Source organism: Streptomyces panaciradicis (genome assembly GCF_023516615.1).
GTDB classification, from domain to species: Bacteria; Actinomycetota; Actinomycetes; order Streptomycetales; family Streptomycetaceae; genus Streptomyces; species Streptomyces panaciradicis.
This window is the reverse complement of the sequence record NZ_JAMGBF010000047.1, coordinates 1-22,003: the sequence shown is the minus strand read 5'-3', so window position 1 is coordinate 22,003 and position 22,003 is coordinate 1. Positions and strand designations below refer to the sequence as shown.

The 22,003-nt window shown below is 73.2% G+C and carries 22 protein-coding genes; 14 read left to right on the top strand and 8 right to left on the bottom strand.

Translation table 11 applies throughout. The features are described from left to right. Positions 1–28: 28 nt before the first annotated feature. The 4 genes from M8J74_RS18280 to M8J74_RS18265 all read right to left on the bottom strand — a co-directional run bounded on the left by M8J74_RS18280 (position 29) and on the right by M8J74_RS18265 (position 4,488). Positions 29–1,339, bottom strand: a complete 1,311-nt coding sequence (locus tag M8J74_RS18280; protein ID WP_249837451.1) for a protoporphyrinogen/coproporphyrinogen oxidase — start codon at positions 1,337–1,339, stop codon at positions 29–31. Positions 1,340–1,463: 124 nt separating this feature from the next. Continuing rightward, positions 1,464–2,468: a Gfo/Idh/MocA family protein gene (locus tag M8J74_RS18275; protein WP_249837450.1), complete on the bottom strand. Its 1,005-nt coding sequence runs from the start codon at positions 2,466–2,468 to the stop codon at positions 1,464–1,466. Positions 2,469–2,527: 59 nt separating this feature from the next. Next, complete coding sequence (locus tag M8J74_RS18270) at positions 2,528–3,304, bottom strand: SDR family oxidoreductase (protein ID WP_249837449.1); 777 nt, start codon at positions 3,302–3,304, stop codon at positions 2,528–2,530. Positions 3,305–3,321: 17 nt separating this feature from the next. Further along, complete coding sequence (locus tag M8J74_RS18265) at positions 3,322–4,488, bottom strand: phytanoyl-CoA dioxygenase family protein (protein WP_249837448.1); 1,167 nt, start codon at positions 4,486–4,488, stop codon at positions 3,322–3,324. 107 nt (positions 4,489–4,595) lie between these two features. Here M8J74_RS18265 and M8J74_RS18260 point away from each other — a divergent pair, with 107 nt between their 5' ends. Together M8J74_RS18260 and M8J74_RS18255 are read left to right on the top strand one after the other, a co-directional pair. Continuing rightward, complete coding sequence (locus tag M8J74_RS18260; protein WP_249837447.1) at positions 4,596–5,627, top strand: LacI family DNA-binding transcriptional regulator; 1,032 nt, start codon at positions 4,596–4,598, stop codon at positions 5,625–5,627. Between the two features lie 11 nt (positions 5,628–5,638). Then, complete coding sequence (locus M8J74_RS18255; protein WP_249837446.1) at positions 5,639–6,247, top strand: poly-gamma-glutamate hydrolase family protein; 609 nt, start codon at positions 5,639–5,641, stop codon at positions 6,245–6,247. On the opposite strand, the gene M8J74_RS18250 is transcribed toward M8J74_RS18255, so the two are convergent. Continuing rightward, entirely contained in the window at positions 6,231–7,388 is a 1,158-nt protein-coding gene (locus tag M8J74_RS18250; protein WP_249837445.1) for a Gfo/Idh/MocA family protein, read from the bottom strand. The genes M8J74_RS18255 and M8J74_RS18250 overlap by 17 nt on opposite strands. A gap of 122 nt (positions 7,389–7,510) precedes the next feature. On the opposite strand from M8J74_RS18250, the gene M8J74_RS18245 reads away from it, so the two are divergent. Continuing rightward, a complete protein-coding gene (locus M8J74_RS18245) occupies positions 7,511–8,515 on the top strand; it encodes a LacI family DNA-binding transcriptional regulator (protein ID WP_249837444.1) in 1,005 nt (334 codons plus the stop codon). On the opposite strand, the gene M8J74_RS18240 is transcribed toward M8J74_RS18245, so the two are convergent. Further along, positions 8,505–8,849, bottom strand: coding sequence for a cupin domain-containing protein (locus tag M8J74_RS18240; RefSeq protein ID WP_249837443.1), 345 nt, complete (start codon positions 8,847–8,849; stop codon positions 8,505–8,507). The genes M8J74_RS18245 and M8J74_RS18240 overlap by 11 nt on opposite strands. 685 nt (positions 8,850–9,534) lie before the next feature. Between M8J74_RS18240 and M8J74_RS18235 the strand changes: the two genes are divergently transcribed. The 10 genes from M8J74_RS18235 to M8J74_RS18190 all read left to right on the top strand — a co-directional run bounded on the left by M8J74_RS18235 (position 9,535) and on the right by M8J74_RS18190 (position 18,934). Next, positions 9,535–10,128: a hypothetical protein gene (locus M8J74_RS18235; RefSeq protein WP_249837442.1), complete on the top strand. Its 594-nt coding sequence runs from the start codon at positions 9,535–9,537 to the stop codon at positions 10,126–10,128. Positions 10,129–10,155: 27 nt separating this feature from the next. Then, entirely contained in the window at positions 10,156–11,022 is an 867-nt protein-coding gene (locus M8J74_RS18230; protein WP_249837441.1) for an intradiol ring-cleavage dioxygenase, read from the top strand. Continuing rightward, positions 11,019–12,101 (top strand): maleylacetate reductase, encoded by a 1,083-nt coding sequence (locus M8J74_RS18225; protein ID WP_249837440.1) that lies wholly within the window; start codon positions 11,019–11,021, stop codon positions 12,099–12,101. Before M8J74_RS18230 ends, M8J74_RS18225 begins: the two co-directional genes overlap by 4 nt. A gap of 183 nt (positions 12,102–12,284) precedes the next feature. Next, a complete protein-coding gene (locus tag M8J74_RS18220) occupies positions 12,285–12,935 on the top strand; it encodes a GntR family transcriptional regulator (protein ID WP_058921727.1) in 651 nt (216 codons plus the stop codon). Positions 12,936–12,997: 62 nt separating this feature from the next. Then, entirely contained in the window at positions 12,998–13,747 is a 750-nt protein-coding gene (locus M8J74_RS18215) for a PIG-L deacetylase family protein (protein ID WP_249837439.1), read from the top strand. Then, positions 13,744–14,448: a 4-carboxy-4-hydroxy-2-oxoadipate aldolase/oxaloacetate decarboxylase gene (locus M8J74_RS18210; protein ID WP_249837438.1), complete on the top strand. Its 705-nt coding sequence runs from the start codon at positions 13,744–13,746 to the stop codon at positions 14,446–14,448. Before M8J74_RS18215 ends, M8J74_RS18210 begins: the two co-directional genes overlap by 4 nt. Positions 14,449–14,471: 23 nt before the next feature. Beyond that, the gene (locus tag M8J74_RS18205) at positions 14,472–15,554 is read left to right on the top strand and encodes a 4-oxalomesaconate tautomerase (RefSeq protein WP_249837437.1); all 1,083 of its coding nucleotides are present in this window, start codon (positions 14,472–14,474) and stop codon (positions 15,552–15,554) included. Beyond that, entirely contained in the window at positions 15,551–16,501 is a 951-nt protein-coding gene (locus M8J74_RS18200) for a catechol 2,3-dioxygenase (RefSeq protein WP_249837436.1), read from the top strand. The genes M8J74_RS18205 and M8J74_RS18200 overlap by 4 nt, the downstream gene beginning before the upstream one ends. 117 nt (positions 16,502–16,618) lie before the next feature. After that, a complete protein-coding gene (locus tag M8J74_RS18195) occupies positions 16,619–17,944 on the top strand; it encodes an MFS transporter (RefSeq protein WP_249837435.1) in 1,326 nt (441 codons plus the stop codon). 117 nt (positions 17,945–18,061) lie between these two features. After that, a complete protein-coding gene (locus tag M8J74_RS18190) occupies positions 18,062–18,934 on the top strand; it encodes an alpha/beta fold hydrolase (protein WP_308406062.1) in 873 nt (290 codons plus the stop codon). Positions 18,935–18,947: 13 nt separating this feature from the next. Here M8J74_RS18190 and M8J74_RS18185 read toward each other — a convergent pair whose 3' ends face one another. Both M8J74_RS18185 and M8J74_RS18180 read right to left on the bottom strand, forming a co-directional pair. Then, complete coding sequence (locus M8J74_RS18185; protein WP_249837433.1) at positions 18,948–19,688, bottom strand: MBL fold metallo-hydrolase; 741 nt, start codon at positions 19,686–19,688, stop codon at positions 18,948–18,950. Positions 19,689–19,786: 98 nt separating this feature from the next. After that, a complete protein-coding gene (locus M8J74_RS18180; RefSeq protein WP_249837432.1) occupies positions 19,787–20,371 on the bottom strand; it encodes a TetR/AcrR family transcriptional regulator in 585 nt (194 codons plus the stop codon). Positions 20,372–20,597: 226 nt separating this feature from the next. Between M8J74_RS18180 and M8J74_RS18175 the strand changes: the two genes are divergently transcribed. Then, positions 20,598–22,003 (top strand): MFS transporter (locus tag M8J74_RS18175; protein ID WP_249837431.1); only part of this gene is annotated, 1,406 nt, incomplete at its 3' end.

Sequence of the window (22,003 nt, the reverse complement as noted above, 5' to 3'; positions counted from 1 at the left end):
GATGTTCCCGTTCTCCTTGATCCATCCGTCACTGCGGGATCAGTCTGCCCTCGACCGGCGGGAAGTGGCGACGGGCGAGGTCCTGCGCGTGGGCGACGGCGCACTCGATCAGCTCGAAGGCGGGCAGCCCGCCGACGTGGTAGGTGCGGTTGCGGCCCTGCAGCGCGTCGAGCCGGTCCAGGGCGCCGTCCGCCAGGTCGGCACTGCCGAAGTGCGGCATGAACGCCCACGCGTGCCGCCCGTGCACCTGCGCCAGCCGTCCGCCGAGCCGCGCGACGTCGTCCCGCAGCCGTACGGCGACGTCCTCGGGGCGGCCGTAGGAGTAGAAGGTCCGCACCTCGCTGCCGGGGTAGCGGTGGTGGTACGAGACGCAGTGGCCGGTCGCCGAGCGGCTCGCGGTGTGGCCGTCGAGGAAGTAGAAGGCGTCCTCCGGGAGGCCGGGCGCGCTGGCCACGGTGGTGTGGTACGCCTGGGAACGGACCCGTGCGGCCAGATCACGCTCGTCCTCGCCGGCGTCCAGCACCGGCAGGATCCGGTCCAGGGGGACGGCGAGCACCAGCTCGTCGGCGTCCACGCCTCCGGAGTCGGTGTCCACCCGCACCCCGTCCGCATGCCGCTCCACCGACCGCACCCGGACCCCGCACCGCACGTCCTTCAGCTCCTCGGCGACCCGCTGCCACAGACCGCCGAACCCGCCGGCGACGGTGAACGCGCCCGCATGGCCCAGCAGTTCGGGCAGGGGCGACAACAGCCCGGTCATCTCCGCGTACTTGACGAAGTACAGCGCCGGCACGTCGTCGTCGAGATAGCCGTACCCGGCCGCCGTGTATCCGGTGCCGAAGGACTCGGCCATCGGCTCCAGGCCGTGTGCGGCGATCCACTCGCCGACCGGTGCGGCGAGCGCGCGCGCCGAGTGGGCGAGTCCCGGTTCGGCGATGCGCGGGAACTCCCGCTCGCGCAGCGCCCGGTAGCGCCCGAAGGCCTCGTCGCGCAGGAACGCCATGGTCTGCCGGCTCGCGGTGCCCGCTTCGACGTCGAGGACGCGGTAGCGGCTGGTGCGTTCCGTCTCCAGGCCCAGCTCGGTCACCAGCCGCGCCGTCCGCTCGTAGCGGCTGGTGCAGATGTGGCCGCCCAGGTCGTAGGCGAGCCCGTCGACGGCGACGCTGCGGCACTTGCCGGCCACGGTGTCCTGTTCCTCCAGGACGGTCACCCGGTGCCCGGCGCGCTCCAGTTCGCGGGCGGTCGCGAGCCCGCTCGGTCCGGCGCCCACGACCACCACACTGCGCGGCCGGGCGGGAAGGTCGTACGGCGGGGATGTCGGCTTGTGGCCGGCGTTCATGGTCGTCGCTCCTCGGTAGGCGGGACGTGATCGCATCCCTTGCTCATACGTGGAGAGACGTGTTTGTGTTCCGGGCACCTGAGGCCGGCCGGCGCCCGGAACACGGCAATCGGGGCGGCGCCGGTCAGCCGGCGCGGACCTCGGCGATCGTCACCGGCCGGTGCTCGTGCAGGGACAGCGTGCAGGCGTCGGCGATCCAGCCGGCCTCCAGGGCGTCCGCGATCGTGCACGGAGAGGGGATCTTCCCGGCCACGACCTCGGTGAAGGCGGTCAGTTCGGCACGGTAGGCCGCGGTGAAACGGTCCATGAAGAAGTCGTGCGGGGTGCCCGCCGGGAAGGTCACGCCGGGCTCGACCGACCGCAGCGGCAGCTTGTCCTCCAGGCCGACGGCGATGGAGTCCGCGAAGCCGTGGATCTCCATACGGACGTCGTAACCCCGGGCGTTGTGGCGGGAGTTGGAGACCACCGCGATGGTGCCGTCGTCGAGGGTGAGGATCGCGCCGGTGGTGTCGGCGTCACCGGCCTCCTTGATGTAGTCGGCGCCGCGGTTGCCGCCGACCGCGTACACCTCGACCACCTCGCGGCCGGTCACCCAGCGGATGATGTCGAAGTCGTGCACCGAGCAGTCGCGGAAGATGCCGCCCGAGGCGGCGATGTACGCGGCCGGCGGCGGCGCCGGGTCCAGCGTGGTCGAGCGCACGGTGTGCAGCTTGCCCAGCTCGCCGCTGCGCACGGCCGCGCGGGCGGCGACGAAACCGGCGTCGAAGCGGCGGTTGTAGCCGATCTGGATCGGCACGTCGCTGCCCTCGACCGCCTTGAGGACCTCCACGCCTTCGGCCATGGTCCGGGCGACGGGCTTCTCGCAGAAGACGGGGACGCCGGCCTCGACGCCGGCCAGGATCAGCCCCGGGTGGGCGTCGGTCGCGGCGGCGACGACGATGCCGTCCACGCCGGCGGCGAGCAGGGCCTCCGGCGAGTCCACGACCTCGCCGCCGAACCGGTCGGCGGCGCTCTTGGCGGCGTCCGCGAACGGGTCGGTGAGGACGAGCGAGTCGACCGCGTCGAGCCCGGAGAGGGTCTCGGCGTGGAAGGCGCCGATGCGGCCGAGGCCGAGGATTCCGATGCGCATGGGGGTGCAGCTCCTTGAGGGTGTTGCGGTGAGGGTTTTCCGGCGGGGGGAGGAGGAGGTCAGTCGAGGCCGCCGAGGACGTTCTGGTCCCAGTCGATCACCGATCCGGTCACCACGCCGGAGCGGTCCGACAGCAGGAAGACGACGAAGTCGGCGATCTCGTCCGGCTGGCCCAGCTTGCCCATCGGCAGCCTGGCCGCGGCCTGCTCGCGCCAGTCGTCCCCGGCGCCGTGGAACGCCTTCTGGGTGGCGTCCTCGCCCTCGGTGGCGGTCCAGCCGATGTTCAGGCCGTTGATGCGGACCCGGTCGAAGCGGTGGGCGTGCGCGGCGTTGCGGGTCAGGCCGATCAGACCGGCCTTGGAGGCGACGTAGGGGGCGAGGAAGGGCTGCCCGCCGTGCGCCGAGGAGGTGATGATGTTGACGACCGTGCCGGGCGCCTCGCGGGCGACCATGTCCGCGACGGCCGCCTGCATCGCGAAGAACGGCGCCTTGAGATTGATCGCGATGTGCTGGTCGAACAGCTCGGGCGTGGTGTCGAGCAGCGTGCCCCGGGAGGTGAGCCCCGCGGAGTTCACCAGGCAGTCGATCCGGCCGTACGCCGCGACCACGTCACCGACGGCCGCCTTGGCCTGCCCGGCGTCCGCGAGGTCGGCGCGCACGAACATCGCCTTGCCGCCGGCCGCCGTCAGCTCGGCCACCAGCGCCTCGCCCGGCTCCGGCCGCCGCCCGGTGACGGCGACGACCGCCCCCTCGCGCACCGCGGCCCGCGCGATGGCGGCACCCACGCCCTGGCTGCCGCCGTTGACGAGGACGACCTTGTCGTCGAGAAGTCCCATGGATCTTCGATGCCCTTTCAGCTCGCGCGCCGTTCACCGGCCACGCGCAGTTGGTCCCGCAGGATCCGCGCGGGCCGGGCCTCGCGCAGCGCCTGGCGCACCAGGTCCGCCTGCGAGGGCGGGGCCAGGCCGTCGACCGGCGGGTCGCTGTCGAGATTGGTGGGGAACGGGTAGCCCTCGGCGCACGCGGCGATCACGTTCTCCAGCCAGGACTCCTCGGCGCCCTCCGTGCTGCGCCGCAGCAGCACCGGGTAGACCGCGTTGGTCACCGCCTCCCGGTCCACGGTCTCCATCGCGCGGCCGAACGCCGAGGACACCTGGAGCAGGTTGGCCATGCGCCGCACGTCGGTGGTGCGGTTCGTCCCGGCGGCGTGGAACAGCGCCGGGTTGAAGAAGACGGCGTCGCCCTTGGCAAGAGGCAGTTGGACGTGGTGCTCCTTGAAGTACGCCTGGAACTCCGGCCGCCGCCACGCCAGGTAACCCGGCTCGTAGCCGTGCGAGAACGGCAGGTACAGCGTCGGCCCCGACTCCACCGGCATGTCGCAGTGCGCCACCGCGCCCTGCAGGATGAGCACGGGGGAGAGCCGGTGCACGTGCGCCGGGTAGGCCGCGACGGCCTCGTCGGAGAGGAAGCCGAGGTGGTAGTCGCGGTGCACGGTCTGCGCCAGACCGCCCGGGTTGACCACGTTGACCTGCGAGGTGACCTGGTAGCCGGGGCCGAGCCAGGCCTCGCAGACCAGGGCGAGGACGGGGTTGGCGTAGTAGTCGGCGAACGCCGCCGGGTCGTAGAGCGCCGCCTTCTCCAGCGCGTTCCACACCCGCTCGTTCGCGCCGGGCTTGGCGAAGTGGTCACCCGCCTTCGCGCCGGACGCGTCCTGCTCGCGGATCAGTGCCTCGAACACCTCGGTGAGCCGGTCGACGACCGCGGGCTCGGGGAAGGCGCCCTTCAGCACCACGACGCCGGGCCCGTCGGTGAGCGCGCGGACGAGCTCCTCCTGGATGCCGCGGCGGTCCTCGGTGCCGCGGACGCGCTCGGCGTCATAGAGGGGGACGCTGTGGTCGACCGAGGAGGCGTGCGGGTAGTCGGCGGGGTCGGTGGTCCGCTCGACCAGGGTGCGGAAGGTGTCGAGGTCGCAGTCCTGCTCGGACAGCCAGGCACGGCGGTGTACGGCGGTGAAGGACATCTGCGTCCTCTCGGTGACAGGGGCGACTCAGCGCTGCCATTCTTGTCAGTACAAACCCGTCGAACAACCGGCACGCGGCCATCAAAAACCCCTCAAGGAGCCACCGCATGGGTCACCCGTTCCCGATCCGGGAGATCGCGCGTCAGGCGGGGCTCAGCGAGGCCACCGTGGACCGGGTGCTCAACGGCAGGGGAGGGGTGCGCGAGAGCACGGCGCGGGAGGTCCAGCAGGCCATAGCGGACCTGGACCGCCAGCGCACCCAGGTCCGGCTGGTCGGGCGGACCTTCATGATCGACATAGTGATGCAGACGCCCGAGCGGTTCTCCACCGCGGTGCGCGCCGCCCTGGAGACGGAGCTGCCGTCCCTGCACCCGGCCGTCGTGCGCTCCCGCTTCCACTTCCGGGAGACCGGGCCGGTGGCCGAGCTCACGGCCATCCTGGACCGCATCGGCCGCCGCGGCTCGCAGGGCGTGGTCCTCAAGGCGCCGGACGTCCCGGAGATCACCGCCGCCGTCGGCCGCCTCGCCGAGGCGGGCATCCCCGTCGTCACCCTGTTCACCGACCTGCCCGCCACCGCCCGCCTCGCCTACGTCGGCATCGACAACCGCGCCGCCGGCGCGACCGCCGCGTACCTGATGGGCCAGTGGCTCGGCGACCGGCCCGGCAATGTGCTCACCAGCCTCAGCAGCGGCTTCTTCCGTAACGAGGAGGAACGCGAGATGGGCTTCCGCAGCGCCATGCGCGCCCGTCACCCCGAGCGCACGCTGGTGGAGATCGCCGAGGGCCAGGGCCTGGACGCCACCCAGTACGACCTCGTACGCGCCGCCCTGGAGCGAGACCCCGGCATCCGCGCCGTCTACTCCATCGGCGGCGGCAACATCGCCACCCTGCGCGCCTTCGAGGACCTCGGCCGCGAGTGCGCGGTGTTCGTCGCGCACGACCTCGACCACGACAACACCCGCCTGCTGCGCGAGCACCGCCTCTCCGCCGTCCTCCACCACGACCTGCGCCAGGACATGCGGGAGGCCTGCCACATCGTGATGCGCGCCCACGGCGCCCTGCCGCCCGCGGGGCCCGTGCTGCCGTCCGCGATCCAGGTGGTCACCCCCTACAACATGCCTCCGCAGGCCACGAGTTGAGAGGCACGGGAGTGACGAGGACGGAAGAGGTCGAGATCGAGGGCGTCCGCATGCTCGCCGCCCTGACCCCCGGCGACGGCATCGGACTGCTGGCGCTGCACGGCAGCAACGAGGGCGGTACGGCCGAACTGGCGCGGTCGGTCGCCGAGTTGTGCGGCGCCACCAGCCTGGTCTTCACCCAGCCGGGCGTGCCCGAGCCGGTGCACGTGCGCTCCCCGCGGATGGCGGTCGAACACTGCGCGCTGCTGCGGGAGTTCCTGTCCCGGGTGGAGCTCACGGTCTCCCTGCACGGACACAACAGGACCGCGACACCCCGCTCGGTCTTCGTCGGCGGCGGCAACCGGCCGGCGGCGCTCCTGCTCGCCGGCGGACTCGACACCCTGCGGCCGGAGTTCGACCCCGTCACCGACCTCGACGAGATCCCCGTGGCCCTGCGCGGCCTGCACCCCAGGAACCCGGTCAACATGACCCGGCGCGGCGGCGTCCAGGTCGAACTCCCGCTCACGGCCAGGACCGGCGGGCGGCCCTGGGCGCCGGGAGTCCCGGACACCCCGCCGCGTTGCGTCGTCGACGCCCTGGCGAAAGGCGTGGCGTCCCTGGCGGCTATGCCGGGACGCTGACCCAGGCGCCGCTCCGTGCCGACTCGGTCATCGCCTCCAGTACGGCGGCGCTGCGCACGGCGTCCGGGAGCGTGGCCCCGTACGGCCTGCCCTCCGCGATCGAGCGCAGGAAGCGGTGGGCCTCGATCACCTTCAGGTCGTCGTAACCCATGGCGTTGGCGGCGCCGGGCTGGAAGACGCCGTACTCGCCGGCGCCCGGGCCGACGTGGACGGTGCTGACGGGCTGGTCCTGGAAGGCGGCGCCGCGGCTGGCGCCCAGCTCGTTCATCCGCCGGAAGTCCCAGAACACCGCGCCCCGGGTGCCGTGCACCTCGAAACCGTAGTTGTTCTGCTCGCCGACCGAGACCCGGCAGGCCTCCAGGACCCCGCGGGCGCCGGAGGCGAAGCGCAGCAGGCAGTTGACGTAGTCCTCGTTCTCCACCGGGCCCAGCTCGCCGCCAGTGGCGCGGGTGTGACCGGCGGTGGCGCCGGTGGGCCGGGGCCGCTCCGGGATGAACACGGCCGTGTCCGCCGTCAGCGACTCGATGTCGCCGAGCAGGAAACGGGCCAGGTCGGCGCCGTGCGAGGCCAGGTCGCCCAAGACGCCGCTGCCGCCCCGCTCCTTCTCGTACCGCCAGGTCAGGGCGCCCTCGGGGTGGGCGGCGTAGTCGCTGAAGAGACGGACGCGGACGTGGGTGACCGTGCCGAGCTCGCCCGAGGCGATCAGCTCGCGGGCGGCCTCCACGGCGGGGGCGTTGCGGTAGTTGAAGCCGACCGCACCCTGCACGCCCGCCCGCGCCACCGCGTCGGCGACGGCCCGGGCGTCCGCCGCGCTCAGGCCGACCGGCTTCTCGATCCAGATGTGCTTGCCGGCCTCCGCCATGGCCACGCCGATCTCGCGGTGCAGGAAGTTCGGGGCGGTGATGGACACGGCCCGCACCCGCGGGTCCCGGGCGACCTCGCGCCAGTCGCGGGTGGCGGACTCGAAGCCGAACTGCGCGGCGGCCTCCTCGGCCCGGCCGGGCACCTCCTCGGCGACCGCGACCAGCCGCGGGCGCAGGCCCAGGTTCGGGTAGTGGTGCGGGACGCGGGCGTACGCCTGGGTGTGCACCCGGCCCATCCAGCCGAACCCGACGACGGCGACACCCAGCGAATCCACCATGACAGCCCCTCTTTGGACCGGTCCACAACCTGTCCAGGCCACACTGAAGGGGCGCTTCCGCCGGTGTCAAGCCTCATCCACTCCTTTGACAAGCCCGAGCGGCTCATGGAACGGTCCAGAGCATGAAACCGCCGACGATCCGCGACGTGGCCGAGCAGGCCGGTGTCTCCAAGTCGCTGGTCTCGCTCGTGCTGCGCGGCTCCGAGCAGGTGCGGCCCGAGAAGCGGGAGGCCGTGCTGCGCGCGGTGCGGGAGCTCGGCTACCGGCCGAACGCCGCCGCGCGCAGCCTCAGCGAACAGCGCACCCGCACCGTCGGCGTACTCCTGGACGACCTGCGCAACCCCTGGTTCGTCGAACTCCTCGACGGCCTCAACTCGTTGCTGCACGCGGCCGGTCTGCACATGCTGCTGGCCGACGCCCGCCTCAACCGTCGCACCGGCCAGGACCTCACCGGCCCCTTCCTGGACCTCGGGGTCGACGGGCTCGTGGTCGTCGGCACGCTGCCCGACCTCGCCGCGCTCGGCGCCGTCGCCGAACGCATCCCGGTGGTCGTCGCGGGCGCCCGCGAGCCGGCACCGGCGGGCGTGGACGTCGTCGCGGGGGACGACGAGCTCGGCGCGCGGCTGGTCACCGAGCACCTCATCGGCCTCGGCCACCGCCGCATCGCGCACATCGCGGGCTACGGCGCCGTCGGCGAGCTGCGCCGGCGCAGCTTCGAGGCCGCCATGCGGGAGCACGGTCTCGCGGACCGGGCGGTGGTGGAGCCGAGCGACATGACCGAGGAGGGCGGCTACCGCACCACCGTCCGGCTGCTCAGCCGGCCGGAGCGGCCCACCGCCGTGTTCGCCGTGAACGACATCGCGTCGGTCGGCGCGCTGTCGGCGGCCGAGGAACTCGGCCTGCGCGTCCCGCACGACGTGTCCGTCGTGGGCTACGACAACACGAGTATCAGCCGGCTCCGCCACGTTTGGCTGACCACGGTTGACGGCGCCGGGCACGAGGTCGGCCGGCGCGCCGCCCGCTGCCTCCTGGACCGCTTCGAGCGGCCCGGGGGAGCGGGCCGACTCCACCTGGCCGCACCGGCGTTGGAGATCCGCGGCACGACGGCCGCGCCGCTCACAGCGTGACGGCGTAGGCCTTGCGCAGCGTCTCGTGCACCGTCCACGTCGTACGGTCGCCCGCGCGCAGCACCGCCATGTCGCCGGGCCCGACCTCCAGCGTCGGCCCGCCCTCCACCTCGACGGTGGCCGACCCGCTGACCACGACGAACAGCTCGTCCGCCTCCGTGTCGGTGACGACGCCCGGCGTGATCTGCCAGATCCCGCGGACCTGCCGGCCGTCCGCCGACTCCCAGAGAACCTTCCCGGTCACCTCGGGCGTACCGGAGACGATCTGTCCCGGGTCGAGGGGCTCGGGCTCGAGCTCGGCGTCGGGGACGTGCACTGCGAAGCTGTGGGTCATGGACCGAGCGTAGCCAGGGCGACGGCCCGCCGGGCCTGGACAGAGTGTGGGGGATCGGCCCAGGTGAGAGGACACTTCGTCGCGACCACGGGCGACTGCCGGGCCGCGGAGACGTGATCGGGCCGCGAGGGCATAGCCCCGGGCCGCGCGAACCGATCCCCCAGGGCGCCTGCGCCACCGTCCGCCCCCGCGCCCGCCCCTCGGCGCGCCCTGGACCTCCGGCCCTCAGTCCGCCCTGGACCTCCGGTGCCCGGTCCGCCTTCAACGCCTAACGCCCGGCCTGCCCTTGACGCCCGGCGCCCGGCCTGCCCTTGACGCCCGGCGCTCGGCTCGCCCGCGATGCCCGGTGCCCGGCCCGCCCTGGACCTCCGGCACTCGGCTGGCTCTTGGCCCCCGCCCTCCGGCTATTCCCCGGCTCCCGCCCCGGTTCGCCTTCGGCCCCCGATGCTCGGCCCATCCCCCGACCTCCGGCGCATGCCCGCCGACGCCTCCGGCGCCCAGCCCGTCCGTGACGTTCGGCCCGTCCGGCACCCGCCCCGCCCCCGGCACCCGCCCCGCCCCCCGGCGCCCGGTCGCAAGGCGGTGCGCCGGGCCGTGTCGTTGTGCTTCTGCCGGTGCGATCATCAGGTACCGGCCTACTCGATCACCGCATACGCGCACCCGGACTGTCGTAGGGTCTCGTCCCGTGGGAACGGACATCGACGGCGCCATCGAAAGTCGCTCGGCCGACGGGCGTTGGTACATCGAGGCGGATCTGCTGGACTTCCGGCCGCCGCGGGACTACGACGCCTGGGAGTGCCTGTTCGGCGTGCGCGGGACGGGAGACGTCAACCGCCCGCTCTTCGCCGACCGGGGCCTGCCCTACGACGTCAGCGATCCCGTGCGGGAGGCCGCCGTCGGCGACTACCAGCACAATCACACCTACGCCACCTGGACCGAGGTCGCCACGGTCGACTGGGACGCGCCCCTCGCCGCCGGCCCCGCCTGGAACCGGGCGATCAGGGCGGCACCGGAGGGCGAGGAGGTCGTACGGGTGACGCCCGGCCTGCGCGAGGCCGCCGCGCGCACCTTCGGCGGGGACCTGCTGCTCGCGCCGCCCGAGTGGCCGCCCGGGGGCCAGGTGCGGGTGAACGACGCGGTGTACCGGCCCGTGACGCTCACCGCGCGGATGCTCGCCCCGCCGAACGAGGGATGCTGGGCACAGGTGTGGAGCGCGATGCGGGAGCTCGCGGGCCGGCACGGCGACGAGCAGGTACGGCTCGTCGTCTGGTTCGGCTGACCGGCGCACCGGGGAAGGAAGCGACAGATGACCACCGACGCCACGAGCACCACCGTCACGGACGAGGCGGTGAACAGCCTGGCCGGCACCGCCGACCCGCGCCTGCGCGAGCTGCTCACCGGCCTGATCCGGCATCTGCACGCCTTCGCGCGCGAGACCCGGCTGACCCAGGAGGAGTGGGAGCGGGCGGTCGCGTTCCTGACCGCGACCGGGCAGACCTGCACGGACACCCGGCAGGAGTTCATCCTCCTGTCCGACGTGCTCGGCATGTCGATGCTGGTCGAGACGATCAACGGCGACCGCGCGCCGGGCGCCACCGAGTCGACGGTCCTCGGCCCGTTCCACATGACCGAGTCCCCGGCGCGTCCACTCGGCGCGAACATCGACCTGGTCGGCGGCGGCGAGCCCTGCGTGGTCAGCGGCCGCGTCGTGTCCGGGGACGGAACTCCCCTGCCGGGCGCGGCGATCGACGTGTGGCAGGCCGACGGCAACGGCTTCTACGACGTCCAGCGCCCCGACGTTCAGCCGCCGGGCAACGGCCGCGGACTGTTCACGGCCGACGCCGAGGGCCGTTTCCGGTTCCGCACCTGTGTGCCCAGCCCGTACCCGATCCCCACCGACGGACCCGTCGGGGAGCTGCTCCGGGCGACCGGCCGCCACCCCTACCGGCCGGCCCACATCCACTTCATCGCCTCGGCGGACGGGCACGCGCCGGTCACCACGCACATCTTCGTCGCGGGCAGCGACTACCTCGACTCGGACGCGGTGTTCGCCGTCAAACCGAGCCTGGTGCAGGACTTCGCCCTCACCGACGACCCGTCCCTGGCACGGGAGTTCGGCCTGCCGAACCCCTTCCGGCACGCCCGCTTCGACCTCGTACTGGAACGATCGTGAAGGACGCACTCGACTTCACGCACGAGTCCCGGCAGGTCCGGGTCGTGTTCCGGCCCGGCGCCGCCACGAGCGCGACCGCCGGGGAGGCCGCCGCACTCGGCCTGCGCCGCCTGCTCGTGGTCTGCGGCAGCCGCGGCACGGCCACCGCCCGGGCGGTCGCCGACTCGCTGGGCCCCGCGTGCGTGGGCCTGCACGACGGCGCCCGTATGCACGTGCCCGTCGAGGTCGCCGACCGGGCCGTGGAGGTGGCCCGCGCGGCCGGCGCGGACGGCCTGGTCGCGGTCGGCGGCGGCTCGTCGATCGGCCTCGGCAAGGCCGTCGCGCTGCGCACCGGCCTGCCGCTGATCGCCGTGCCCTCCACCTACTCCGGCTCGGAGATGACCCCGGTGTGGGGCCTGACCGAGCACGGCGCCAAGCGCACCGGCCGCGACCCCGCCGTCCTGCCGCGCAGTGTCGTCTACGACCCCGAGCTCACCCTCTCCCTGCCCGTGCCGCTCTCCGTCACCAGCGGCGTCAACGCCGTCGCCCACGCCGTCGAGGCCCTGTACGCCCCCGACGGCTCGCCGCTGACCGCGCTGATGGCCGAGGAGGGGATACGGGCCATGGCGGCCGCCCTGCCCGCGGTGGCCCACGCCCCGGACTCCCTGGAGGCCCGCGGGCGCGCCCTGTACGGCGCCTGGCTGTGCGGCTCCTGCCTCGGCGCCACCACCATGGGCCTGCACCACAAGCTCTGCCACGTCCTCGGCGGCACCTTCGGCCTGCCGCACGCCGAGACCCACACGGTCGTCCTGCCCTACGCCCTCGCCTACAACGCCCCCGCGGTTCCGGATGCGGCCGCCGCCGTGGCCCGCGCCCTGGACACCCACGACGCGCCCCGCGCCCTGCGGTCCCTCGCCGGACGCCTCGGCGCCCCGCGCACTCTGGCCGAACTCGGCTTGCGCGAGGACGACTTGGCGGTGGCCGCCGCCCAGACCGCGGGCCAGCCCTACGCCAATCCCCGCGCCGTCACCGCGGACGGCGCGCTCGCGGTGCTGCGGGCGGCGTACGAGGGGGCGGAGCCGGAGTTCCCCGCGGCCTGAGCCGACGGCCGCGATCGACGACGGCGTCCTGCCCCCACCGGGAGCACGATCCCGGGGCGCCCGTCGATGACCTGTGCCCACGGAGGTGGGGCAGGCTGCGCCCGCAATACGGCGGACAAAATTGTTGACAATCCTGTCTGGCTAGATTTAGGTTCGACAGGCACTCACTCAGGGAGGGCAACGATGCCGAAAGAAGCCCGTCCGAGCACCGGAGAGCAGGCCAAGCAGCATGCGCTCGCGCAGCTGCGGCAGGCGATCCTGCACGGCGAGATGGCACCGGCGCAGCGGCTGGTGGAGAACGAACTCGCCGAGCAGTTCGGTGTGACACGGGCGAGCATCCGGGCGGCACTCATCGATCTGGAGGCCCAGGGCCTCGTCGAGCGGATCCGCAACCGCGGCTCGCGGGTGCGGGTGGTGACCGTCGAGGAGGCGGTCGCCATCACCGAGTGCCGCATGGTCCTCGAAGGGCTGTGCGCGGCGAAGGCGGCCACCCTCGCGAGCGACGAGCAGCTCGCCGAGCTGACCGAGCTGGGCACGGCGATGACCAAGGCCGTGGCCGACGGTGAGCCGGTGACCTACTCCGAGCTCAACCAGGAACTGCACGCCAAGGTGCGCGAGTTCTCCGGCCAGCGCACCGCCGTGGACCTGCTGGAGCGGCTCAACGCCCAACTGGTGCGCCACCGCTTCCAGTTGGCGCTCAGGCCGGGACGCCCGCAGCACTCCCTGAACGAGCACCTGGCGATGATCGAGGCGATCAGGGCCAGGGACCCGCAGGCGGCCGAGGCGGCCGTCCGCGCCCACCTCACCAGCGTCATCGAGGCGCTGCGCGACTGACGCACGCGCGCCGGACGCGGGGGGAGGCGGGCGCCCACCTGTCCGACAAGGAGAGAGCACCAATGACTCAGGCCAACGCGCCCGCCACCCCACGGTCCACCCTCGTGGTCACCGCGCACGCCGGGGACTTCGTGTGGCGGGCGGGCGGCGCCATCGCCCTGGCCGCCTCCCGGGGGGAGAAGGTCACCATCGCCTGCCTCACCTTCGGCGAGCGCGGCGAGTCCGCCAAGGCCTGGCGCGAGGGCAGGACGCTGGAGGAGATCAAGGCGATACGCCGGGAGGAGGCGGAGAAGGCCGCCGCCACCCTCGGCGCCGAGGTCCTCTTCTTCGACGCCGGCGACTACCCGCTCGTCGCCACCGCCGAGCTGACCGACCGGCTCGTCGCCCTCTACCGCGCCACCCAGCCCGACGTCGTCCTCACCCACCCCGCCGAGGACCCGTACAACGGCGACCACCCGGCCGCCCACCGCATGGCCCTGGAGGCCCGCGTCCTCGCGCAGGCCATCGGCTACCCGGGCGAGGGCGAGATCATCGGCGCCCCGCCGGTGTTCTGCTTCGAGCCGCACCAGCCCGAGATGAGCGGCTTCCGGCCCGAGGTCCTCCTCGACATCACCGACGTCTGGGACACCAAGCGCCGGGCGATGGAGTGCCTCGGCGCCCAGCAGCATCTGTGGGACTACTACACCGACCTCGCCGTCCGCCGCGGCGTCCAGCTCAAGCGCAACGCCGGCCCCAACCTGGGCCTGGCCCACAAGACCATGGCCGAGGCGTACATGCGCCCCTACCCGCAGATCGCGAAGGAGCTGGCGTGAGCGGCGTCATCGTCACCAACCCGCCCAAGGCGCGGCCCGAGGACGTCGAGGCGCTGGCCGGCTACGGCGTGGCCACCGTGAGCGAGGCGATGGGCCGCACCGGCCTGCTCGGCCCGGAGATCCGCCCCGTCCAGCAGGGCGTACGGGTCGTGGGTACCGCCGTCACGGTGCTGAGCTGGCCCGGCGACAACCTCATGATCCACGCGGCCGTGGAGCAGTGCGGCGAGGGCGACGTCCTCGTCGTCACCACCACCTCCCCGTGCACGGACGGACTGTTCGGCGAACTGTTCGCGACGGCCCTGAAGCAGCGCGGTGTACGCGGTGTCGTCCTCAACACCGGCATCCGCGACACCCAGGAGCTGCGGGACATGGGCTTCGCCGCCTGGTCCCGCGCCGTCTGCGCGCAGGGCACCGTGAAGGCCACCGGCGGCTCGGTCAACGTGCCGATCGCCGTCGACGGCCAGGTGATCCGCCCCGGCGACGTGATCCTCGCCGACGACGACGGCGTCGTGGTCGTCCCGCGCGAGCGCGCCCGCGAGGCGGCCGAACGGTCCGCGGCCCGCGAGGCCAAGGAGGCCGCCACCCGTGCCGCCTTCCGCGACGGCCAACTCGGCCTGGACCGCTACGGGTTGAGGGACACCCTCAAGCGCCTGGGCGTCGAGTACCGCACGTACGAGGAGTACGCCGGAGACGGCTCGTGACCGGGCCCGCGGAGGTGCGCTGCATGCTGATGCGCGGAGGCACCTCCAAGGGCGCCTACTTCCTGGCCGAGGACCTGCCCGCCGACCCGGCCGCCCGCGACGAGCTCCTGCTGCGTGTCATGGGCAGCCCGGACGAACGGCAGATCGACGGCCTGGGCGGCGCCCACCCGCTCACCAGCAAGGTGGCCGTGGTCTCGCCCTCCGCCGACGCGGACGCCGACGTCGACTACCTCTTCCTCCAAGTCGCCGTCGACCGGCCCGAGGTGAGCGACCGTCAGAACTGCGGCAACATCCTCGCCGGTGTCGGCCCGTTCGCCGTGGAGCGCGGACTGGTCCCGGCGGGGGAGAAGGAGACGTCCGTCCGGATCCGTATGGTCAACTCCGGTGACCGCGCGACGGCCACCTTTCCCACCCCGGACGGCCGCGTCGACTACACGGGGGACGCCGAGATCTCGGGCGTGCCCGGGACGGCCGCGCCCGTGGTCGTCGAATTCCCGCCCGGCGCGGGCAAGTTGCTGCCCACCGGCGCCGTCCGCGACGTCATCGACGGCGTGCCCGTCACCTGCGTGGACAACGGCATGCCCATCGTGCTCATCGAGGCCGCCTCGCTCGGCGTCACCGGCTACGAGACGCCCAAGGACCTGGAGGAGGACCTCGCGCTCGCCGACCGGCTCCGCGCGATCCGCCTCCGGGCTGGCCGGCTGATGGGGCTCGGCGACGTCTCCGACACGACCGTGCCCAAGCTGACCCTGCTGGCCCCGCCCCGCAAGGGCGGCGCGGTGACCACCCGGACCTTCATCCCGGTCCGCTGCCACACCTCGATCGGCGTCCTGGGCGCCGCGGGCGTCGCCGCCGGCCTGCGGATCGAGGGCGGCGTCGGCGCGGATCTCGCCGCGCTCGACAGGGGCGGCGACCGCGTCCGCATCGAACACCCCACGGGCTTCACGGACATCGACAGCAGCCTGACCACGGGCGCCGACGGCCTGCCCGTCGCCCGCCGCACCGCCGTCGTCCGCACGGCCCGCAAGATCTTCGACGGCACCGTGTTCCCCCGGGCCGCCGAGACGGCACCGATCCCCCCGCACCCCCATGGAGGTCAACGATGACTCCGCCGCTCGGCGACATCGCCCACATCGGCCACGCCCAGCTCTTCACCCCCGACCTGGACGCCAGCGTCGCCTTCTTCACCGACTACCTCGGCCTCACGGTCAACGGCCAGGACGGCGGCACGGTCTACCTGCGGACCTTCGACGACTACGAGCACCACAGCCTGGTCCTCACCGCCCGCGAGCGGCCCGGCCTCGGCCGGCTCGCCCTGCGCACCTCCGGCGAGGAGGCCCTGCACCGCCGTATCGCGGCGATCGAGGAAGCGGGCGGCCACGGGACCTGGGCCGAGGACGAACCCGGCCTCGGCAAGCTCTACTTGACGACCGACCCGGACGGCCACGAGCACGCCCTGTACTGGGAGAGCGAGCACTACCGGGCCCCCGAGGAACTGCGGCCGGCGCTGAAGAACCAGCCACAGGCCAAGCCCAACAAGGGAGTCGGGGTCCGCCGCCTGGACCACGTCAACTTCCTCGCCGCCGACGTGCTCGCCAACGCCGAGTTCCAGCAGCACGTGCTCGGCGCCCGGCCCACGGAGCAGATCCGGCTCGACTCGGGCCGCGTCGCGGCGCGTTGGCTGACGTACACGAACAAGTCGTACGACGTCGTCTACACCGAGGACTGGACCGGCTCGGCCGGGCGGCTGCACCACATCGCCTTCGCGACCGACACCCGCGAGGACATCCTGCGCGCCGCCGATCTCGCCGTCGACAGCGGTGTGTTCATCGAGACGGGCCCGCACAAGCACGCCATCCAGCAGACGTTCTTCCTCTACGTCTACGAGCCGGGCGGCAACCGCATCGAGCTGTGCAACCCGCTCACCCGGCTCGTCCTGGCCCCGGACTGGCCGCTCATCACCTGGACCGAGGAGGAGCGCAAGAAGGGACAGGCCTGGGGTCTGAAGACCATCGAGTCGTTCCACACGCACGGGACGCCGCCGGTCGCCTGAACCGGAGCGTGGGCGGGAGCCACCCCCAGATTGTCGATGAGATTGTTGACAAAAGTGTTGACTCTCTGGGGGTGGCTCCTTAGCGTCTGGTGCACCACGTACGAGAGGTAACCAACGATGTCTTCCTCCCCCTCCCCAACCGCCCGCGGCAGCAGACTGGCCCTCCTGGTCGTCGGACTGTGCTGGCTGGCCGTCCTCTTCGACGGCCTCGACATGTTCATCTACGGCTCCGTGCTGCCGCACCTGCTGGAGACGAAGACCTTCGGCCTCACCCCGGACCAGGCCGGCGACCTCGGCTCCTACGCCACCTTCGGCATGCTGGTCGGCGCACTGACCGCGGGCACGGTCGCGGACCGGATCGGCCGCAAGAAGCTGATGATCGGCTGCGTGACGCTGTTCTCGCTCGCCTCCGGGATCTGCGCGGTCTCCGGCGGCGTCGCGGTCTTCGGCCTCGGCCGGACCCTGGCCGGCGTCGGCCTCGGCGGACTGCTGCCGACCGCGATCAGCATGGTCTCCGACTACGCCCCCCGCGGCCGCGGCGCGATCGTCATCGGCCTGCTGATGACGGCCCACCACGCGGGCGGCATCCTCTCCGCCTACGTGGCCAAGTGGCTGGTGGAGCCGGTGGGCTGGCGGGCGGCCTTCTGGGTCTGCGTGGCCCCGCTGCTCTTCGCCCCCGTGCTGGTCAAGCTGCTGCCCGAGTCCCTGAGCTTCCTGCGCGCCAAGGGCCGCGACGAGGAGGCCGCCGCTCTCGCCGCCCGCTACGACGTCGAGCTGCCCGCCACGACCGGCAGGAAGACGGCCGCCGACCGCTGGGACGCGCTGCTCGGCCTCTTCCGCGGCGGCGAGTGGATCCAGACCCTGCTGTACTGGCTCGCCTCCTTCGGCGGACTGCTCCTCGTGTACGGCGTCGCCACCTGGCTGCCCACCCTGATGCGCACCGAGGGCTACGAGATCACCAACGCGCTGACCTTCGTCGTCGTCTTCAACCTCGGCGGCATCGTCGGCATGCTGGTCGCCGGCCGCGCGGCCGACCGGTTCGGCGCCCCGCGCATCTCCGCGATCTGGTTCGCGCTCACCGCCGCCGGCGTCTACCTGCTCAGCGTCCACATGTCGATGGGCGTCACCACGCTGGTCGTCTTCCTCACCGGCGTCTTCCTCAACAGCGCCCAGACGATGATCTACGCGACCGTCTCCATCCGCTCCACCCCGGACAACCGCGCCACCGCCGTCGGCTGGACCTCCGGCATGGGCCGCTTCGGCGCCGTCTTCGGCCCCTGGCTCGGCGGCCAGCTCCTCGCCGCGGGCAACGGCGAGTGGGGCTTCACCGCCTTCGCGCTGGCCGGCCTCTCCTCCATGGTCTTCATCGGCATCGCCGCCCTGCGCACCCCGCGCACGGACACGCCGAACGACACCGAACAGAAGCTGGTCACCGCCCACTGAACGCCACCACCCGCCCGGTCGGCACGAGCACGGACGCCGGCCCTCCGCCGACGGGGGCCGGCGCCCGGCGTTCCCGGGACACGTGGGGTGACATCGCGCGTGTCCGGCGACCCCTTGATGACTGGCCGTGCCTGCGGCCGAGGGCGCGGCCGGCGGTCGTTCGGTGCAGCGGATGCGAGGCGCCGCGCGTGGGGTCACGCTCGGTGTATGAGCGACCGATGGGATGTCCGGCGTGCGGGGCCCGAGGGGGCCGCGCATCGGGTGATGATGATTCCGGGTGGGATGTGCTCGACCGAGTTCTACGCCGACGTCATGGCCGAGCCCGTACTCGCCGACGTGGGCCTGGTGGCGGTGACGCAGCCCGGGATGGCCGGGACCGAGGCGCCCGGGGACGTGTCCATGGAGCACTACGCGGAGCTGATGGCACGCTTCGCGGCCGACACCGGATGCGATGTGGTCGTGGGCCACAGCCTCGGCGCGAACGTGGCGCTGGAGATGGCGGCGGCCGGGCTGTTCAAGGGCCCGCTGGTGCTGCTGTCGCCCACCTTCTCGCGCGAGGACGAGGCGTCGTTCCTGGCGGTGATGGACGCGCTCGGGCGGGTGCCCGTCCTCGGCACGGTGGCCTGGACGGGGATGCTCAAGGTGGTGCCGACCGCCATGAAGCGCGAACTGCCCAAGGCCCGCGCGGAGGTGCTGGCGGCGGCGATGCGCGGCAACGACCCCGCGGCCTGCCGCAGGATCGTCCACGCCTACTACGAGTACCTGGGCCGCCATCCCTCACTGGTCGCCCGGCTGTGCGAGGCGACCGTGCCCGCCTGGGTCGTGCGGGGCGACCACGACGAGATCGGCCTGACGGACGCCGAGCGGAAGGGCCTGGAAGCCTGCCCGCACGTCCGTATGGTCACGGTGCCCGACGCCGGGCATCTGCTGCTGGTCCAGCAGCCGGCACGGGTCGCCGACGTGATCGCGGAAGCGGTCGCCGCGGTCTGACCCGGGCGGCCCCTCAGAGGTCGACGACCAGATCCGGTACGGCGACGCCGACGGGCCCGGTAAAACCCTCCCCGGCCGCCTCCAGCGCCGTCGCCCGATCGGTGCCCGGCCAGAGGTGGGTCAGCAACAGCCGTGCCGCGCCCGCCTGTTGGGCGTACCGCCCGGCCAGCTCCGCGGTGAGCAGGAAGCGGGCGTCCTCCTCCGGCACCCGGCGCGGATAGGTCGCCTCCGACACCAGCAGGTCCGCGCCCTCGGCCAGGCGCGGGACGTCGGGGCTCGGGCCGGTGTCGCCGGTGTAGACGAGCACGCCGTCGGGCGTGGTGAGCCGGATGCCGGCGTTGGGCACGAAGTGCGGCAGCAGCACGGTCTCCGCCGTGAACGGGCCGATGCCGAACCGGTCTCCCGGACTGAACTCGTGCAGGCGCAGGGCCTGCGCCAGCATGCCCGGCCGGTCGAGGGCGAGGACGGCGTCCAGCGCTTTGTGCGGCGCGTACACGGCGAGCGGGGGCGCCGGATCCTCCCGCAACGCCCGCGCCCGCAACAGCGGGTTGAGGTCGGCGCAGTGGTCGGGGTGGCCGTGGCTGACGAGCACCGCGTCGACCGCGCCCACGTCGAGACGTGTCAACAGGCGTGGCATCGTGGCGTATCCGGGGTCGATCAGCAGCCGGAAGCCCGCGTGCTCGACCAGATAGCCGCTGCACGCCTGCCGCGCCGTGGGCCAGGCCCCGCAGCCGCCGAGAACGGTGAGTCGCATGGCACGGACCCTACGCCGACGCCCCTTCAGGGGCGCGGGGAACTGCGCGACCAGCCGCGACCCCCCCGCAGCCGCCCACGGCGCTCGGTACAGAGCTCTTAGGCACTCCCGCCACGGGCGCCGACGCGCACCCCGTCCAGGGCGATGGCCAGCACCCGGTCCCGCTGGGCGTCGTCGTCGAAGGCCGTCGCCGTGATCCCGGCGACCATCCGCAGCAGGTCGGTGAAGTCCATGTCCTTACGGGCCTCGCCGGCCGCCTGCGCCCGCTCGAACAGCGGTCCGCCGGCCGCGTACATCGAGTCCCGGCAGGCCTGGAAGATCTCCGACTCGTCGTTCAGGGCCTCGCGCACGGCCCGCTTGGTCACCATGTAGCCGGTGAACCGCCGCAGCCAGGCCGTCAGCGCCTCCCAGGGCTCCAGCTCACCGACCTCCCGGGCGACCCGGACCAGTTCGTTGACCTCGTCGGCGTAGACGCTCTCGAAGAGATCGCGCCGGGTCGGGAAGTTCCGGTACAGCGTGCCGATGCCCACGCCCGCACGGCGGGCGATGTCCTCCAGGGATGCCTCCGCGCCGTGGGCGGCGAAGGCCTCGCGGGCCGCGGCCAGCAGCGCGTCGTAGTTGCGGGCGGCGTCCTTCCGGTGCGGCCGCCGGGACGCCACGATCTCGCCGATGGGGAACGTCACGGATGCCTCCCGAGCACGATCAATACGGAGGAGCGCCTCCGCTACTTGAAGCGGAGGCATGCCTCCGTTAGAGTGGAGGCGTACCTCCACTTTAGCAGTGCGAGGTGCGTCCACCACCTTTCCGCGACCGCTCACCGCGGCCGTCGGCGTGCCCGTGCCGCCCGAGCGGCGCTCCGGGCCCGTACGACCGCGACCCGAGGCCGCGCCCCGTTCGGAGAGGCCCCTCATGCCCCGCACGTCCACCCGTCTCACCTTCTCGGTCCTCGCGACCGGCGCCGGTGTGTTCGCCATGCTGCAGTCGCTGATCGCGCCTGCCCTGCCCACCGTCCAGCACGCGCTGCACACCTCCCAGTCCACGGCGACCTGGGTGATGACGGCCTATCTCCTGTCCGCCTCCGTGTTCACACCGATACTCGGCCGCGTCGGCGACCTGATCGGCAAGAAGCGCACCCTCGTCGCCGTCCTGTTCGTCGTGCTGCTCGGCTGCCTGCTCGCCGCGCTCGCCCCGACCATCGGCGTCCTGATCGTCGCCCGGGTCGTGCAGGGCGTCGGCGGCGCCCTGTTCCCGCTCTCCTTCGGCATCATCCGGGACGAGTTCGCTCCGTCCCGGGTCCCCGGCAGCATCTCCAACCTCTCCGCGGTGATCGCCGCGGGCGGCGGCGTCGGCATCGTCGCGGCCGGCCCGATCGTCTCCGCGCTCGACTACCGCTGGCTGTTCTGGATCCCCGTCGGCGTCGTCGCCGCCACCGTGCTGATCGCCCTGCGCTACGTCCCCGAGTCGGCCAACCGCGCCGAGGGCAGCGTCGGCTGGCTGGGCGCGGGCCTGCTGTCGGCCTGGCTGGTGGCGCTGCTGCTGCCGCTGAGCCAGGCGGCCAAGTGGGGCTGGGGCTCGGGGAAGGTGATCGGCCTGTTCGCCGCCGCGGCCGTCCTGTTCACGGTGTGGCTGCTGGCCGAGGCCCGCTCGCGCACCCCGCTGATCGACCTGCGCGTGATGCGGCTGCCGGCCGTGTGGACCACCAACACCGCGGCCCTGCTGTTCGGCGCCGGCATGTACGCCCTGTGGTCCTTCCTGCCGGGCTTCGTCCAGACCCCGGAATCCGCCGGATACGGCTTCGGCGCGAGCGTGACCGCCTCCGGGCTGCTGATGCTCCCGATGCTCGTCGCGATGTTCGCCTCCGGCATCCTCAGCGGCCGGCTGGAGCCCCTCATCGGCGCGAAGCCGCTGCTGACGACGGGTGCCGGGCTCGGCGCCCTCGCCCTGGGCCTGCTCGCCCTCTGGCACGCCGCCCAGTGGCAGGTGGCCGTCGTCTCGGGCGTGTTCGGCCTCGGCATCGGCCTGGCCTTCGCCTCCATGGCCAACCTCATCGTCGGCAGCGTCCCGGCCGACCAGACCGGCGCCGCGACCGGTATGAACGCCAACATCCGCACCATCGGCGGCTCCATCGGCGCCGCGCTCACCGGCGTCCTGGTCACCGGCCGGCTCCAGCCCTCGGGCCTGCCGTACGAGTCCGGCTACACCCACGGCTTCGCCCTGCTGGCGGCGCTGTGCCTGGCCGCGGCGCTGGCGGCGCTGCTGGTCCCGGCGGCGCGCTCCGGACGCCTGACCGGCCCGGCGCGGGCGGGGGACGACCC

What these genes read in the sequence shown, in the direction of transcription:
- M8J74_RS18250 (WP_249837445.1), bottom strand. Translation starts at nt 7,388, where the DNA reads ATGGTGGATTCGCTGGGTGTCGCCGTCGTCGGGTTCGGCTGGATGGGC.
- M8J74_RS18240 (WP_249837443.1), bottom strand. Translation starts at nt 8,849, where the DNA reads ATGACCCACAGCTTCGCAGTGCACGTCCCCGACGCCGAGCTCGAGCCC.
- M8J74_RS18260 (WP_249837447.1), top strand. Translation starts at nt 4,596, where the DNA reads ATGGGTCACCCGTTCCCGATCCGGGAGATCGCGCGTCAGGCGGGGCTC.
- M8J74_RS18280 (WP_249837451.1), bottom strand. Translation starts at nt 1,339, where the DNA reads ATGAACGCCGGCCACAAGCCGACATCCCCGCCGTACGACCTTCCCGCC.
- M8J74_RS18185 (WP_249837433.1), bottom strand. Translation starts at nt 19,688, where the DNA reads ATGCGACTCACCGTTCTCGGCGGCTGCGGGGCCTGGCCCACGGCGCGG.
- M8J74_RS18200 (WP_249837436.1), top strand. Translation starts at nt 15,551, where the DNA reads ATGACTCCGCCGCTCGGCGACATCGCCCACATCGGCCACGCCCAGCTC.
- M8J74_RS18270 (WP_249837449.1), bottom strand. Translation starts at nt 3,304, where the DNA reads ATGGGACTTCTCGACGACAAGGTCGTCCTCGTCAACGGCGGCAGCCAG.
- M8J74_RS18265 (WP_249837448.1), bottom strand. Translation starts at nt 4,488, where the DNA reads ATGTCCTTCACCGCCGTACACCGCCGTGCCTGGCTGTCCGAGCAGGAC.
- M8J74_RS18190 (WP_308406062.1), top strand. Translation starts at nt 18,062, where the DNA reads ATGACTGGCCGTGCCTGCGGCCGAGGGCGCGGCCGGCGGTCGTTCGGT.
- M8J74_RS18220 (WP_058921727.1), top strand. Translation starts at nt 12,285, where the DNA reads ATGCCGAAAGAAGCCCGTCCGAGCACCGGAGAGCAGGCCAAGCAGCAT.
- M8J74_RS18205 (WP_249837437.1), top strand. Translation starts at nt 14,472, where the DNA reads ATGCTGATGCGCGGAGGCACCTCCAAGGGCGCCTACTTCCTGGCCGAG.
- M8J74_RS18245 (WP_249837444.1), top strand. Translation starts at nt 7,511, where the DNA reads ATGAAACCGCCGACGATCCGCGACGTGGCCGAGCAGGCCGGTGTCTCC.
- M8J74_RS18215 (WP_249837439.1), top strand. Translation starts at nt 12,998, where the DNA reads ATGACTCAGGCCAACGCGCCCGCCACCCCACGGTCCACCCTCGTGGTC.
- M8J74_RS18275 (WP_249837450.1), bottom strand. Translation starts at nt 2,468, where the DNA reads ATGCGCATCGGAATCCTCGGCCTCGGCCGCATCGGCGCCTTCCACGCC.
- M8J74_RS18230 (WP_249837441.1), top strand. Translation starts at nt 10,156, where the DNA reads ATGACCACCGACGCCACGAGCACCACCGTCACGGACGAGGCGGTGAAC.
- M8J74_RS18195 (WP_249837435.1), top strand. Translation starts at nt 16,619, where the DNA reads ATGTCTTCCTCCCCCTCCCCAACCGCCCGCGGCAGCAGACTGGCCCTC.